The following is a 13882-nucleotide window of genomic DNA, read 5'->3' as shown; positions in this document are numbered from 1 at the left end:
ATTACCACGCCTTCGCGTCAGTTATTTGGCGCTTCCCGTGGTCTTCTTGGCCTGGTCGACGAATTTGTTGGTAAAGGTCTTGCTGACGTCGATCTTGGCGTTGGCCACCTCGGGCGAGCCGACGCTGAACACCGCGAGCACGGCGTCTGCACCCTTTGGATCCATCTTGCCGGTTTCGGAGAACATCGGGATCGTGTTCTTCAGTGCGGCGAGATAGAGGTCCTTGTTCTTGCCGACCATCTCGTCCGGCATCTTCGCCATGATCTCCTCGGGCGAATGCGAATGGATCCAGGCCAGCGTAGCCAGCATCGCGTTGGTAAGCGCCTGCACGTCCTTCTCGTGGCCGTTGACCCAGGCCGCGGTCGAGTACAGCGCGCCGCCAGGATATTCGCCGCCGAACTGTTCGAGCGTGTCCTTCTGCGTGCGGGTGTCGCTGAGGATGCGCAGGTCGGGATGGCTGCCCTGGAGCACGGTGACGGAGGGATCGAGCATCACCGCCGCATCGATCTGCCCCTGCTCCATCGCGGCGACAGCAGTGGCGCCAAGGCCGACGCCGATCACGGCGGTGCCGGCAGGATCGAGGCCATTCTTCTTGAGCATATATTTGAGGAAGAAATCGGTGGAGGAGCCGGGCGCGCTGACGCCGACCTTCTTGCCAGCGAGATCCTTGACCGACTTGATATCAGCCGTGTGCGAGGGGGCGACCACCAGCACGAGGCCCGGATAGCGGTCATAGACCACGAAAGCCTGAAGCTCCTGCTTCTTGGCGGCAAGATTGACGCAATGGTCGAAATAGCCTGAGACGACATCGGCGCTGCCGCCGAGCACGGCCTTGAGCGCGTCCGAACCGCCCTTGAGATCGACCAGCTCCACATTGAGGCCAGCCTTCTCGTACTCGCCGAGCTGCTTGGCCAGCACCGTCGGCAAATAGCACAGGCAGGCGCCGCCGCCGACCGCAACGGTGATCTTGCTTTGCGCTGCGGCAAAACTGGTGGTCAGCGTCAGCGCGAGCAGCGCGCCGGCGAGCCTCGCAATCGTGTTCTTCATTGGTTTCCTCCGTTCGGCTGGCGGCACCATAGAGCAGCGGGACTGGCTTGAGAAGGCAACTAACGGATACGACTAGCCACGCCCGTCCACTGCCGGCCGCCAAACCAGCAGACGCCGCTCCACCAGCGTCACCCCGAAATCAATCAGGATGACGAAGGCCGACAGCACGAACATGCCGGCGAATACGCCGGCGACGTCGAACACGCCTTCGGCCTGCTGGATCAGATAGCCGAGACCCGCGGCTGATCCCAGATATTCGCCGACGACGGCGCCGACCACGGCGAAGCCCACCGAGGTGTGCAGCGACGAGAACATCCACGACAGCGCCGACGGCCAATAGACGTGGCGCATCAACTGCCCCTCGCTCATGCCGAGCATGCGGCCATTGTCGAGCACGGTGCGGCTGACCTCCTTGACGCCCTGGTAGACGTTGAAAAATACGATGAAGAACACCAGTGTCACGCCGAGCGCGACCTTGGACCAGATGCCGAGCCCCAGCCACAGCGCAAAGATCGGCGCCAGCACCACGCGTGGCAATGCGTTGACCATTTTCACATAGGGATCGAACACCGCGGCCACCAGCGGCTGTCGCGCGAACCAGAAGCCGATGAGAACCCCGCCGAGCGAGCCGATCACGAACGCCAGGATCGACTCCACCAGCGTGATCCAGAGATGCTTCCAGATCACGCCGGAGGCGAACCATTTCACGATCTGCTCGAACACATCGATCGGATTGGAGAAGAAGAATGGCGGCAGCAGGATCTTGCCGAACACCGGCACGGTCGACAGCAACTGCCACAGCGCGATGCAGATGATCGCGACAAGGACCTGCAACGCAAGCAGCGTGACGCGCGACATCAGACCGCCTCCGCCGCGTGGGTGGATTGGGCGTAGCCCTTCATGACCTCGTCCTTGAGCACGCTCCAGATCTCGCGATGGAGCGCATGGAACTCCTTGTCCAGCCGCACCTCGAAAATGTCGCGCGGGCGCGGCAAACTCACGCGCCAGTCGCCGATGATGCGGGAGGACGGCCCGGCCGACATGATCACAACGCGGTCGGCAAGCGCGATGGCCTCTTCGAGATCGTGGGTCACGAACAGCACGGCCTTCCGGTCGGCGTTCCAAAGGTCGAGCAACAGATTGCCCATGACCTGGCGCGTCTGCGCATCGAGCGGCCCGAACGGCTCGTCCATCAGCAGAATCTTGGGGTCGCGGATCAGCACCTGCGCCAGCGCCACGCGCTTGCGCTGGCCGCCGGAGAGCATGTGCGGATAGCGACCCGCAAAAGCGCCGAGGCCGACGGAGGTCAGCCATTTCTGCGACTGCGGCAGCGCTTCGGCGCGCGGCGTGCCCTGGATCTCGAGCCCGATCGCGACATTGTCGAGCGCGGTCTTCCACGGGAAAAGCGCGTCCGCCTGGAACAAATAGCCGGCGTCGCGGTTCAGCCCCACCAGCGGCCTGTCAAAGATCTTGACGCTGCCGGCGGCCGGCTTGAGCAGCCCGGCGGCGACGTTGAGCAGCGTGGATTTCCCGCAACCCGTCGGCCCGACAATGGCGACGAACTCGCCCTGCCCGACCCTCAAATGGGCCTTCTCCACCGCCGTATAGACTCGCCCATCCCCGAGCCGGAACGCAACCTTGGCATCTTCCAGCGCCACTGCCGTGGGCGTTGTCATGTGTTTCCTCCGAATTTGGCCTGATGCCTTAGCCGCTCGCGCGACCAAGTTCAATCAACCGGCCAAGCGTGCTACGCATGGGGCTGCCCGTGGTCTTACCCTCCCCTGGAGGGGGAGGGTCGGCTCACATGAGCGCAGCGAAATGTGAGACGGGGTGGGGTGACAGTCTCTCCGCAGAAGCGGTACCCGTGTGGAGAGATCACCCCACCCCGCTCGCGCTTCGCGCGATCGACCCTCCCCCTCCAGGGGAGGGTAAGAGAGAAAAATAGCGAGCCCATCCGCGATGCCTTCCAAGCTGGCGATCAGCTATGCGCACGTCACCAAGAGCTTCGGCGCCCTCAGGGCCGTCGACGACGTCTCGCTCGACATTGCCGAGGGCGAGTTTCTGGCCGTTGTCGGCGGCTCGGGCTCCGGCAAGACGACGCTGCTGCGGGTCGCCAACCGGCTGATCGAGGCCGATGGCGGCACCATCACGGTCGAGGGCGAGGACGTGCAAAACATCGATCCGGTCGCGCTCCGGCGCCGGATCGGCTACGTCTTCCAGAGCGGCGGCCTGTTTCCACATCTCAGCGTCGCCGACAATATCGGGATCACGCCAAGGCTGCTCGGCGCCCCTGCAGCCGAGATTACGGCGCGCGTCGACGAGCTGATCGAGCTGATGCAGCTCGACCGCGCGTCCCATCGCGACCGGTTGCCGGAGGCACTATCGGGCGGCCAGCGCCAGCGCGTCGGCGTGGCGCGCGCGCTCGCCGCGAAGCCCCGCATCCTGCTGATGGACGAGCCGTTCGGCGCGCTTGATCCCCTCACCCGCGACGCGCTCGGCGAGGACTTTCGCGAGCTGCATCGCAAGCTCGGCCTGACCACCGTGATGATCACGCACGACATGACGGAGGCGATCTTGCTCGCCGACCGCATCGCAGTGATGCGCGGCGGAAAGCTGCTCGCGCAGGGTCCGCCGGCGGAGCTGTCGGCGAGCAGCGACGCTTACGTGCTGGAGCTCCTGCGCACACCGCGGCGCCAGGTCGAGCGGCTGAACGCGCTGCTGCCGCAGAATGGTGCGGCATGATGGCAGATCCGCGCTGGGGCGAGGCGCTGTCGCATCTGCCCGACTATCTCGGCAACCATGTGCGGGTAAGTCTTGCCGCACTCGCGCTTGGCCTCGTCGTCAGCCTGCCGCTGGCGATCCTCACGCGCAATCGTCCGGCGCCGCGCGGGATCCTGCTCGCGTTCGCCAGCATCGTGCAGACCGTACCGGGACTGGCGCTGCTCGCGCTTTTTTATCCGCTGTTGTTGCTCGCCGCCTCCGTGACCTTGAACTGGTTCGGTGTCTCGTTTTCCGCCTTCGGATTCCTGCCCGCGATGCTGGCGCTGGCGCTGTATTCGATGCTGCCGGTGCTGCGCAACGGCATCACCGGGCTGAACGGCATCGACCCCGCGCTGATCGAAGCTGCCAAGGGCGTCGGCATGACCGCGCGACAATCGCTGGTCATGGTCGAGCTGCCGCTGGCGCTGCCGGTGATCATGGCCGGCATCCGCACGGCGGCGGTGTGGGTGATCGGCACGGCGACGCTGTCGACGCCGATCGGCCAGACCAGCCTCGGCAATTACATCTTTGCCGGGCTCCAGACCCAGAACTGGGTGTTCGTGCTGTTCGGCTGCTTTGCCTCTGCCTTGCTCGCGCTCGCCGTGGATCAGTTGCTCGGCCTGATCGAGAACGGGCTCCGCCATCGCAACCGCCTGCGCGCCGGGCTCGGCGCGTTCGGAATCGCGGCGCTGGTTCTGGCGACGCTGGTGCCGACGATGGGTCGTTCGTCGCAGAGCTATTTGGTCGGCGCCAAGACATTTGCCGAGCAATATGTGCTCTCGGCTCTGCTCAGAGATCGCCTCCAGGCCGCCGGCCTTCCGGCCACCGCTCGTTCAGGCCTCGGCTCCAGCGTGGTCTTCGAGGCCCTGAAAGCCGGTGACATCGATCTCTATGTCGACTATTCCGGCACGCTCTGGGCCAATCAATTGCATCGCACCGACATCAAGCCGCGCGCTGAGCTGGTTGCGGAATTGAAGACCGCCCTCGCCAGGGACAACATCACCCTGCTCGGTGAGCTCGGCTTCGAAAATGCCTACGCGCTGGTGATGCCGAAGAAGCGCGCCGACGCGCTCGGCATCCACACCATCGCCGATCTTGCCGCGCACACATCGACGATGTCGGTCGCGGGCGACTACGAGTTCTTCTCGCGGCCGGAATGGGCCGCGCTGCAGAAAGCCTATGGCCTTCAGTTCAACGCGCAACGCCAGATGCAGCCGGACTTCATGTATGCGGCGATCGCCAGCGGTGAGGTCGACGTCATCGCCGGCTACACCAGCGACGGGCTGATCGCGAAATACGATCTGGTCGCGCTCGACGATCCCAAGCAGGCCATCCCGCCTTACGATGCGATCCTGCTGCTTGCGCCGAAACGTGCCGCCGACGAGCGGCTCAAGACGGCACTGGGCCCGCTGCTCGGCAAGATCGATATCACCACCATGCGCGAGGCAAATTTGCGCGCCAGCGGCAACGATGCGAACTCGTCGCCGGACGTGGTCGCGAAGTGGCTGTGGGAGAAGGTCGGCGGGCGGTAGTTTATTCCGTCATCCTGAGGTCCGAGCCGTGCGGTGCGAAGCAACGTGCGGGGAGCCGCGAAGGATGAACGGCCGGGATGCAGCCGGGCCGTCGCCCTTCGAGGCTCGCTCTGCGCCAACCTTGCGACGCAACGCTCGCACCTCAGGATGACGGTTGAAGAGCACCGTCCGCGGCCTCGCATGAAGCGCTACAGCCCGTGGATCATCCCCGCATTGATCAGCAGCCGGTTGAGCCGCCGCGCCTCGGCGCCATCCTTGCAGCCGTAGAAGATGCCCTTGCAGCGGAGCATGATCTCTTTCTGCTCGGCGAAGGACGCATCGAGCGGAATGCCGGCGGCTTCCTGGATGACCAGCGGCAGATAGGGGCCGTCGATCGTGTCCATCACCGCCTCGCTCTTCACCGGCTCGAAATTGACGGCGTCGATTGCGTAGTAGGTCGCGTAGAGACGTGGATCATAAGCGTCGAGCTTCTTGCCGATCGCACCTTCGTCGAGCCCGGGCTCGAGAAGATTGGGCGCGAACTCGGGCTGGTGGTCGCCATAACGCACGATCAGGAAGGGCTCGCCCGGAAAGTTCTTCTTCAAGCCAGCCATGAATGTCTTGTATTGCTCGGCGCTCATCGCCTGCCGACGCAGATATTCGTCGATGGACGGCACGTTGCCCGGCGCACGCCAGTTCGGCACCAGGTCCGGCCGGAAACGCGTCTCCCACGGGAAATGATTGGCGCCGAGATAGATGAAGGTGAACAGCGGCTTGTTCGGCGTTCGCTCGCCCATCAACCGGAGCGCCTTGTCGTAGAAGAAGCTGTCGGGCTCGACATCCTTGGCGCCGAGATCATGTGAGTCGAGAAAGCGCTCGACGCCGGTCGTCATCTGGAAGCTGCGCGCGCCCATGAAGCCGCCATAGGCGGGATAGAGCGACATCGTGTCATAGCCGCAGCGGCGCAGTGCCAGCGGCAGACCGCGCTCGACACGCCCCGAGGCGATGCGTGTCACGAAATAGGCAAAGCGCCCGAACGAGCGCGAGGATAGACCTGCCAGCACATTGTATTCGGTGAACCAGCTCGGCCCGCCATTGCTCTCGGCGAGGAACGTGCGCTCCTTGCCGTCCCAGGATTTGAAGTGGCTGCCATACCCCGGCGGCACCTTGATGCCATCAGCGGCTCGGATGTCAAAACTCGATTCATCATGGATCATGATGATGTTCGGCCGGCGGCCGGCCGGATGACAGGAATCAACCGGCGGCATGTTGAGCCTCTCGCCGGTCGCGGCGGCCGACTCCATGAAGCCGTATTGCACGAAGTCGGATACCGCCGTGACGCCAGAGCGGAAGAACTTCGAGAGATAGCCGTCGTCGTAATAACCGCGCCAGGCTTCGTCCGGATGGTAGACGGAATAGCCGACGAGCGCGGCGAGACAGGCGAGCTTGCAGGCGAGCGCCGGCAGGCGGCGGATGCGGAACGGATCGAGCCACCACAGCGCATACATCAGCGGCAGTGTGACGAAGCCGGCTGATATCACCGACCAGCGCAGGTTCGGAAAGATCGTGAACAGGAACGCGACCGTGTCGCGGTCGATCATCATCAGGTCGATGAAGTTGACCGTCATCTGCACGACGTCGTGCTTGAGCCGAGACAGCAGCACCAGCACCACGACCATGGTCAGCGACAGCGCGCCGGACAGCGCCGGCCGCCGCAACAGCGTGACCCAGAAGAAATTGAGGATGCCCCAAGCGAGCAAGAAGGTGAGGCGCGAGCCGAAATCGGTCTCGGTCTCGTACATCAGCGCAAGTGCAGCAAAATGCGGCGCGGCAACCGCGAGCAGCCGCCAGATGCCGAGAGCGGCGACGCTCGCCAGGGCGGCGGTGGTGGCGGAAGGACCTGGATTGGGCGCGGACGCCATTGACGACACGCTGAACTTGGGTCCGGCACGGTGATGCCAAGCGCCACCTGGTCGGCCTCGCGACGGCCAGAGCGTCCGGCGCAGCCGGCTGCACCGTGTCACAAAACTGTAATGGAATGGTCGCAGACAGGCAACGCGCAAGGCGATGCGACCTTCGCTTAATGTTAGCGGGAGGCGAAGAGCCGCACTCCGGCCCCGTCTCTCTTTGCCAAGCGTCAAATAGCCCGCCTCGATCGCGGCACGGGCTATTCGATCACCTCGTCGGCCCGAGCGAGCACGTTCGGCGGAATGGTCATCCCGAGCGATCTGGCGGTCTTCAGATTGACGATGGTCTCGATCTTGGTTGACCGCTGAACGGGAAGATCGGCCGGCCTGGCCCCCTTCACGATCCGCGCAGCATAGCCGCCGACGAGACGCGAGGCATCGTGTGCGCTGGCCCCGTAACTGACGAGGCCACCCAGATCGACGAACTCGCGCTGAAAATAAAGCGTCGGCACCCGATGCTTCGCCGAGGCCTCGATGATCTGGACGCGATTGACGATGAAGACCGGATCGACCGTCACGAACAGTGCCCCGATATGGGCCTGCGCGATCTCCGTAAAGGCCTTGTCGATTTCGTCCTTTTGACTGGCCTTGAGCACGAGAAGGGTTTTTCCGATGGCTTTGGCGGCCTCGGTGGCGCTTTCAAGCTGGGCCGCTGCGGTCGGACGGTTCGGGTTCACCAAGACGCCGATCGTCGTCGCCGACGGAACCAGTTCGCCGACCAGCTCCAGATTTTTGGCCCCGAGCTCGCCGGCGAGCCAGGTCACGCCAGTGACGTTGCCGCCAGGCCGGTTCAGGCTGTCGACCAGCCCCGTGGACACGGGATCGTCCCCGGTGAGGAACACGACGGGAATGGTGGATGTGGCGCGCTTGGCCGCAAGGGCGGCCACGTTGCCGCCCATGGTGACGATCACGCTGACCTGCTTCTGGACGAGCTCGGCTGCGAGTTCGGGTAGTCGATTGAACTGTCCCTGAGCCCAACGATACTCGATCGCGACGTTGCCGCCCTCAACAAGCCCGGCGCCGTTGAGCCCTTCCAGGAAGCCGGTCACCACCGTGACGAAGGTGTCTGGCGAACCGCTGGCAAGAAAGCCAATGGTCGGCCGCGCGGTCTGGGCGAGCGCCGGGACCACCAAGGCCGGCAGGGTGCCGGTCGCGAGAAGAAATGTGCGTCGATCCATTTTGGCCATAGGCCTTGAAAATATCGAAATGAAATATGCGCGAGTGTATTCGGCACGGCATCGCCCGCCAATACCAAGTTGAGCCGGATTTCGGAGGGGCGGCGTCTAGCGCGCCGCGATCCCGGCGATGAACAGATCGATCACCTCCTCCGCCATCCGCTCGATCTCGCGCTCCTCCACGCCCCAGCGCGGGAAATGGCCGTCGAGGTTCATTCGGGCAAAGCCGTAGATCAGGGCACGGCCGGCGATCAGGATGCGCTTGAGATCCGTTGACCGCAAAAGGCCCTGCGCGGCCGCCTCGGCCAGCATCCGCTCGGTCAGCGCAACCAGCTCGGCATTGTCGCGCGTCAGCTCGGCCGAGCTGCCATGGGCGAAATAGCGTCCCGTGGAGATGATCTCGAAATGCGCGGGGTTGCGCATCGCCCAGCGCAGATAAGCAATGCCGAAGGCGCGGAAGCGCGCCAGCGGGTTGGCTGGACAAGCCTGCTCCAGTGTGGCCTCGATCTCGGCACGAAAGCGTCGTTGCGCCTCCTCGGCCACCGCGGCCATCAGTGCGTCGCGGTTGGGAAAGTGGCGGAATGGCGCTCCCGGCGACACTGCGGCCCGGCGCGCGGCCTCGCGCACGGACACCTCGGCGCCTTCGGCTGCCAGCTGCAGTGCAGCATCGATCAGCACGCGGCGAAGGTCACCGTGATGATAGGGCCGGGCTTCGGATGCCTGGTGACGGGCGCGGGGCTTGGACGTCTGGCGGGGCATGGCGCCTTCTAGCATCACCCGAACGTGAATGTAAGCAGCGATTACACCATTGACGATCGCGCCGCCGCGAAATGTAATCGATGATTACATAACGGAGGAGATCGCCATGTCGCAACGTCAAAGCTGGTTCGAAGGCTGGCGGCTGCTTGCCGTCCTCACGCTGAGCCTGATCGTCTTGAGCCTCTGGATCGCTTCGATGCGACATTTCGAGGTCGAGGGCGTGCGCATGGTGATCCGTTTTACGGCGCGCAGCTCGCTGCTGCTGTTCTCTCTCGCCTTCGCTGCCGCTGCGCTGGCGCGGCTGTGGCCCAACGCCTGGACGCGCTGGCAGCGCCGCAATCGCCGCTATCTGGGCTTGAGCTTCGCCGCCTCTCACGCCATCCACGCGGTGGCGATCATGGTCTTCGCCAGGATGGATCCTGCCGCCTTTGCGGAGGCCACCTCGCCCGCCTCCTACCTCTTCGGCGGCATTGGTTATGCCGCGATCATCGCGATGAGCGCGACCTCGTTCGATCGCACGGCGATGCTGATCGGGCCGCGCGCCTGGCGCATGCTGCATCTCGTCGGCGGCTATTATCTCTGGCTCCAGTTCATGGTGTCGTTCGGCAAGCGCGTGCCGGCGATGCCAGCCTACGCGGCGTTCCTCATTCCTCTGCTCGCCGTGATGACGCTGCGGATGATCGCGATGGCCTCACGCGCGACCCCGCAGACCGCCAAAGCGTAACCGTACTGGCGACCGAGGCCATAGAGCTCGCGGGCGCGGACCTCGGTCATCCGCTTCGCGGCGGAGATGGAGCCACACCGCAAGGAAGCGCATCAGGTGTCGGTTCTTAGGATGAAGTCGTATGCAAACATCGCGGAATGCGATCAATTGCGCCATGAGAGCGCGCATGAAGAGCCGACTCCTAGACTCTGAAGTGACAGTGCTTTTGACGATCGCAAATTCTGAAAAGGTTTTGAAGAACGACGCGAGCCCAAGAATGTGGTTTAAGCGTCAGTTCTTGATGCTCCGAGAGCACTTCAACGCGCGAAGAATTTGCATGAAGCACCAATGCTTCGCGCGAGAGAGAAAGAGCGAGAACGCTGTTTGCGATCCCGCTCAGATATAGTCCCGAAGATTTAAGATTTGGTTTGGCGGGCGAAGCTTTTTGTTTTCGCCCGTCGTTCCGGGGCGCGACGAAGTCGCGAACCCGGAAGCCGGAAGTCGTTGATCGAGATTCCGGGTTCGCGCCAGCGAGCGCCCCGGAATGACGGCGATGCCGTCAGTTCTTCGACTTGTCGACCAGCGCGCCCTTCTTGATCCAGGGCATCATGTCGCGCAGCTTGGCGCCGACTTCCTCGATCGGGTGCGCGGCGAGCTTGGCGCGGGTGGCCTTGAACGAGGTCTGGTTGACCTTGTTCTCGAGCATCCAGTCGCGCGCGAACTTGCCGCCCTGGATGTCGGCGAGGACGCGCTTCATCTCGGCCTTGGTCTCTGATGTGACGATGCGCGGACCGGTGACGTACTCGCCGTACTCCGCGGTGTTGGAGATCGAGTAGTTCATGTTGGCGATGCCGCCTTCATAGATCAGGTCGACGATCAGCTTCACTTCGTGCAGGCACTCGAAATAGGCCATCTCCGGGGCGTAGCCGGCTTCGACCAGCGTCTCGTAGCCGGCCTTGATCAGCTCGACCAGGCCGCCGCAAAGCACGACCTGCTCACCGAACAGGTCGGTCTCGCACTCTTCCTTGAAGGTGGTCTCGATGATGCCGGCGCGGCCACCGCCGACAGCGGAGGCGTAGGACAGGCCGAGGTCATGGGCATTGCCCGAGACGTCCTTGGCGATCGCGATCAGGCAGGGCACGCCGCCACCGCGCTGGTACTCGGAGCGCACGGTGTGGCCGGGGCCCTTCGGCGCGATCATCAGCACGTCGAGGTCGGCACGCGGATCGAGCAGGTTGAAGTGGACGTTGAGGCCGTGCGCAAACACGAGGGCGGCGCCCTTCTTCATGTTGTCGTGCAGGTGCTCGCGATAGATATCGCCCTGGAGCTCGTCGGGGGTCAGCATCATGACGAGGTCGGCCCATTTGGCAGCTTCGGCGACTTCCATCACCTTGAAGCCGGCGGCTTCCGCCTTCTTCACCGAGCCCGAGTCCTTGCGCAGAGCAATGGCGACGTCCTTGACGCCGGAGTCCTTGAGATTGAGCGCATGGGCGTGGCCCTGGCTGCCATAGCCGACGATGGCGACCTTCTTGCCCTTGATCAGGTTCAGGTCGGCGTCGCGATCGTAATAAACACGCATAGTCGTTTCCTCGTTCAAGGCCGGAATCGGCCGATAGTCAGTGTCCGAAGGGTGAAATTTGCGGATTTCGGGGGCTGTCTAGAGCATTTCGGCCCCTGAGGGAAACCCGTTTCTGCATGGAAATCCGCGACATCATGCATCCATGAAAACGGGGTAGAGGGAGGCAAGCAGCAGCAGCGCCATCAGGATGTTGAAGGCGCGGACCAGCCGCTCCGAGGTCAGCACCGGTCGAAGTGCAGTGCCGAAGAGGGCCCAGGCCACGGTCGAGACCATGCCGACCAGGAGGCTGATCAGGGTCTGGATCGCGATGTTGACCGGGAATTGGGCAATGGCCGCATAGGCCGTGATGGTGCCGATCACGATCACCCAGCCCTTGGCATTGATCCACTGGAACAGGGCCGCGCCCCAGAAGGTCATCGGGCCGCGGCCGTCGGCCTTGCCCGGCTTGGCCGGGCCGGACATCGCGATGACTGCCGCGAGATAGATCAGGTACGCAGCGCCGGCGTATTTCAGGATGGTCTGGAGGATCGGATAGGCCAGGAAGATCGTGCCGAGCCCGAGGCCGACGGCGCCGACCATGAAGGCAAAGCCAAGGACGATGCCGGCAATGTGCGGAATCGTGCGCCGGAAACCGTAGGTCAAGCCCGAGGCCAGCAGCATGATGTTGTTCGGCCCTGGGGTGAAGTACATCACCACCATGAAGGCGAGGAAAGCATAGAAGAGGGAGTGGGCCATGTTCACCTCACGCAGTCTTCGCCTGCGATTCTTTGGGTGGCGTCCTGGGCCGCTTGACCAGCACCATCACGGCGATGCCGCCGATCACCGTCAGCATGCCGGCGAGGCGCAGCGGCCCGAAGCGCTCGCCAAACACGATGCTCGACGCCGCCGAACCGACGAACGGCACCAGCAGCGCGAACGGCACCACTTGCGCGGCGGGATAGTCGCGCAGCAGCCGCCCCCACAGCCAATAAGCAATGCTGGTGGAGACGGCGCCGATCGCCAGCAGGCAGAGAAGGCCGGCCAGCGACATGTGGGTCAGCGACTGAAAGGTCGGCGCCGGTCCGTTCACGACCAGCGCCAGCGTGAACAGCGGGACAGCCGCGGTCAGGCAGAGCCACGCGAAGAGGTCGAACATCGGCGCGCCACGCGCGCCGCGCAGCAGGAGGTTGCCGATCGCAAAACAGATCGGCGATATCATCAGCACGGCGAAGGCGCCGATGCTGAAATCATAACCGACCGTGCCGCAGATCATCAGCAGTCCGACGGCAGCAATGGCGATCCCGAGCGTCTGCACCGGCGTCGGACGCTCGCCGAATACGACCGCCGCAAAGCCGATCGTGAACAGCGCCTGGCTCTGCACGACGACGGAGGTCAGCCCCACCGGCACGCCATGAGCGATGCCATAGGCCTGGCTCAGGAACTGCCCGAGAAACAGCGTGAAGCTGATCGCGATCAGCAGCGACCATGCGACCTTCGGTTTGGGAATGAACAGGCACGGCGCGGCCGCGATGGAAAAGCGCATCGCCGTCATCAGCTCCGGCGAAAATTCGTCGAGCGCGATCCGGCTCGCCACGAAGGCAAGCCCCCAGATGATCGCCACCATGAGGGCGATGAGGATATCGGCCGGCTTCATTGTTGTTTCCGGTTCTGCGCCTGTGGTGCAGCCCTGCTTGTTCTTTGCGTCTAGCCTTGCTCGCCGGCTTTCGGTTTGCGGAGGAGATAAGTGCCGTGCATCGGCGCGTGATAGTCGGCCGAGACCAGCGTGAAGCCGACATCGGTCAGCATCCGCTCCATCACCCAGCCGAAAGTGGAATATTCGTCACGCATATGGGTCACCACGCTCTCCCTCGAGAAATCGTGGTTCTTGATGTGGTAGTCGGCCCATTGCTCGACGTCGCGCTCGACCGCGTCGGGCATCGAGGCGTAGACGATGTCGCGCAAATAGAAGCTGGCGCCGGGTTTCAGCGCGCGAAGGATCCGCGACATCGCCACGACCTTCCAGAAGTCAGGCAGATGGTGCAGCGTGAACTCGCTGACGATCAAATCATAGGATTCCGGCCGATAGGCAAAGCTGAGCAAGCCGGCCGATTGCGTGCGCACGGACGCCTTGCGGTCGCGGGCATAGATTTCGGCAAGCGCCAGCATCGCCGGCGAGATGTCGATGGCGTCGACCTCCGCGCCCATCAGGGCCGCTTCGGTGGCGAGAACGCCGTTGCCGCAGCCGATATCGGCGATGCGCCAGCCGCGCTGGACTCCAAGCATTTTAAGCGCGGCGCGCGCCCGCAGATCGGCATCCTCGTGGGCGTCATAGAGCGACGCCACCGCGGGCTCGATGCCCATCCGGTTCCGCTCGTTATAATACCAGTCGCGCGCCAGCATGG

Annotated in this window: 13 protein-coding genes; 3 read left to right on the top strand and 10 right to left on the bottom strand. The window is 63.9% G+C overall.

The genetic code is table 11. The annotated features are described in order from the left end of the window. Window positions 1-21: 21 nt before the first annotated feature. The 3 genes from JQ621_RS12885 to JQ621_RS12875 form a co-directional block, all read right to left on the bottom strand. The gene (locus tag JQ621_RS12885) at window positions 22-1047 is read right to left on the bottom strand and encodes an ABC transporter substrate-binding protein (RefSeq protein ID WP_212235089.1); all 1026 of its coding nucleotides are present in this window, start codon (window positions 1045-1047) and stop codon (window positions 22-24) included. Window positions 1048-1119: 72 nt separating this feature from the next. After that, window positions 1120-1905 (bottom strand): ABC transporter permease, encoded by a 786-nt coding sequence (locus JQ621_RS12880; RefSeq protein ID WP_212235088.1) that lies wholly within the window; start codon window positions 1903-1905, stop codon window positions 1120-1122. After that, window positions 1905-2723, bottom strand: a complete 819-nt coding sequence (locus tag JQ621_RS12875; RefSeq protein WP_212235087.1) for an ABC transporter ATP-binding protein — start codon at window positions 2721-2723, stop codon at window positions 1905-1907. Before JQ621_RS12875 ends, JQ621_RS12880 begins: the two co-directional genes overlap by 1 nt. Before the next feature lie 283 nt (window positions 2724-3006). On the opposite strand from JQ621_RS12875, the gene JQ621_RS12870 reads away from it, so the two are divergent. Together JQ621_RS12870 and JQ621_RS12865 are read left to right on the top strand one after the other, a co-directional pair. Beyond that, complete coding sequence (locus tag JQ621_RS12870; RefSeq protein WP_212235086.1) at window positions 3007-3789, top strand: ATP-binding cassette domain-containing protein; 783 nt, start codon at window positions 3007-3009, stop codon at window positions 3787-3789. Continuing rightward, a complete protein-coding gene (locus JQ621_RS12865) occupies window positions 3786-5339 on the top strand; it encodes a glycine betaine ABC transporter substrate-binding protein (RefSeq protein ID WP_212235085.1) in 1554 nt (517 codons plus the stop codon). Before JQ621_RS12870 ends, JQ621_RS12865 begins: the two co-directional genes overlap by 4 nt. Window positions 5340-5527: 188 nt before the next feature. Here the strand turns inward: JQ621_RS12865 and JQ621_RS12860 are convergent, their stop codons facing one another. The 3 genes from JQ621_RS12860 to JQ621_RS12850 form a co-directional block, all read right to left on the bottom strand. Then, on the bottom strand, window positions 5528-7240 hold the full coding sequence (locus JQ621_RS12860) for a sulfatase-like hydrolase/transferase (RefSeq protein WP_212235084.1): 1713 nt from the start codon (window positions 7238-7240) through the stop codon (window positions 5528-5530). A 245-nt stretch (window positions 7241-7485) separates the two neighbouring features. Then, the gene (locus JQ621_RS12855; RefSeq protein ID WP_212235083.1) at window positions 7486-8463 is read right to left on the bottom strand and encodes an ABC transporter substrate-binding protein; all 978 of its coding nucleotides are present in this window, start codon (window positions 8461-8463) and stop codon (window positions 7486-7488) included. A gap of 105 nt (window positions 8464-8568) precedes the next feature. Next, a complete protein-coding gene (locus tag JQ621_RS12850) occupies window positions 8569-9219 on the bottom strand; it encodes a TetR/AcrR family transcriptional regulator (protein ID WP_249125245.1) in 651 nt (216 codons plus the stop codon). A 106-nt stretch (window positions 9220-9325) separates the two neighbouring features. Between JQ621_RS12850 and JQ621_RS12845 the strand changes: the two genes are divergently transcribed. Continuing rightward, complete coding sequence (locus tag JQ621_RS12845) at window positions 9326-9943, top strand: hypothetical protein (RefSeq protein ID WP_212235081.1); 618 nt, start codon at window positions 9326-9328, stop codon at window positions 9941-9943. 538 nt (window positions 9944-10481) lie between these two features. Here the strand turns inward: JQ621_RS12845 and ilvC are convergent. The 4 genes from ilvC to JQ621_RS12825 form a co-directional block, all read right to left on the bottom strand. Beyond that, a complete protein-coding gene (gene ilvC / locus JQ621_RS12840) occupies window positions 10482-11501 on the bottom strand; it encodes a ketol-acid reductoisomerase (RefSeq protein ID WP_212235080.1) in 1020 nt (339 codons plus the stop codon). A gap of 132 nt (window positions 11502-11633) precedes the next feature. Next, window positions 11634-12236 (bottom strand): LysE family translocator, encoded by a 603-nt coding sequence (locus JQ621_RS12835; RefSeq protein WP_212235079.1) that lies wholly within the window; start codon window positions 12234-12236, stop codon window positions 11634-11636. A gap of 7 nt (window positions 12237-12243) precedes the next feature. Beyond that, complete coding sequence (locus tag JQ621_RS12830; RefSeq protein ID WP_212235078.1) at window positions 12244-13134, bottom strand: EamA family transporter; 891 nt, start codon at window positions 13132-13134, stop codon at window positions 12244-12246. Window positions 13135-13184: 50 nt separating this feature from the next. Next, window positions 13185-13880 carry a class I SAM-dependent methyltransferase gene (locus JQ621_RS12825; RefSeq protein WP_212235077.1) on the bottom strand — a complete coding sequence of 232 codons (696 nt, stop codon included), beginning with the start codon at window positions 13878-13880 and terminating at the stop codon, window positions 13185-13187. Window positions 13881-13882: the final 2 nt, after the last annotated feature.

The organism is Bradyrhizobium manausense (assembly GCF_018129685.1).
In the GTDB taxonomy this organism is placed as follows: domain Bacteria; phylum Pseudomonadota; class Alphaproteobacteria; order Rhizobiales; family Xanthobacteraceae; genus Bradyrhizobium; species Bradyrhizobium manausense_D.
The sequence above is the reverse complement of the archived record's forward strand: the minus strand, read 5'-3'. Positions and strand labels throughout refer to the sequence as shown.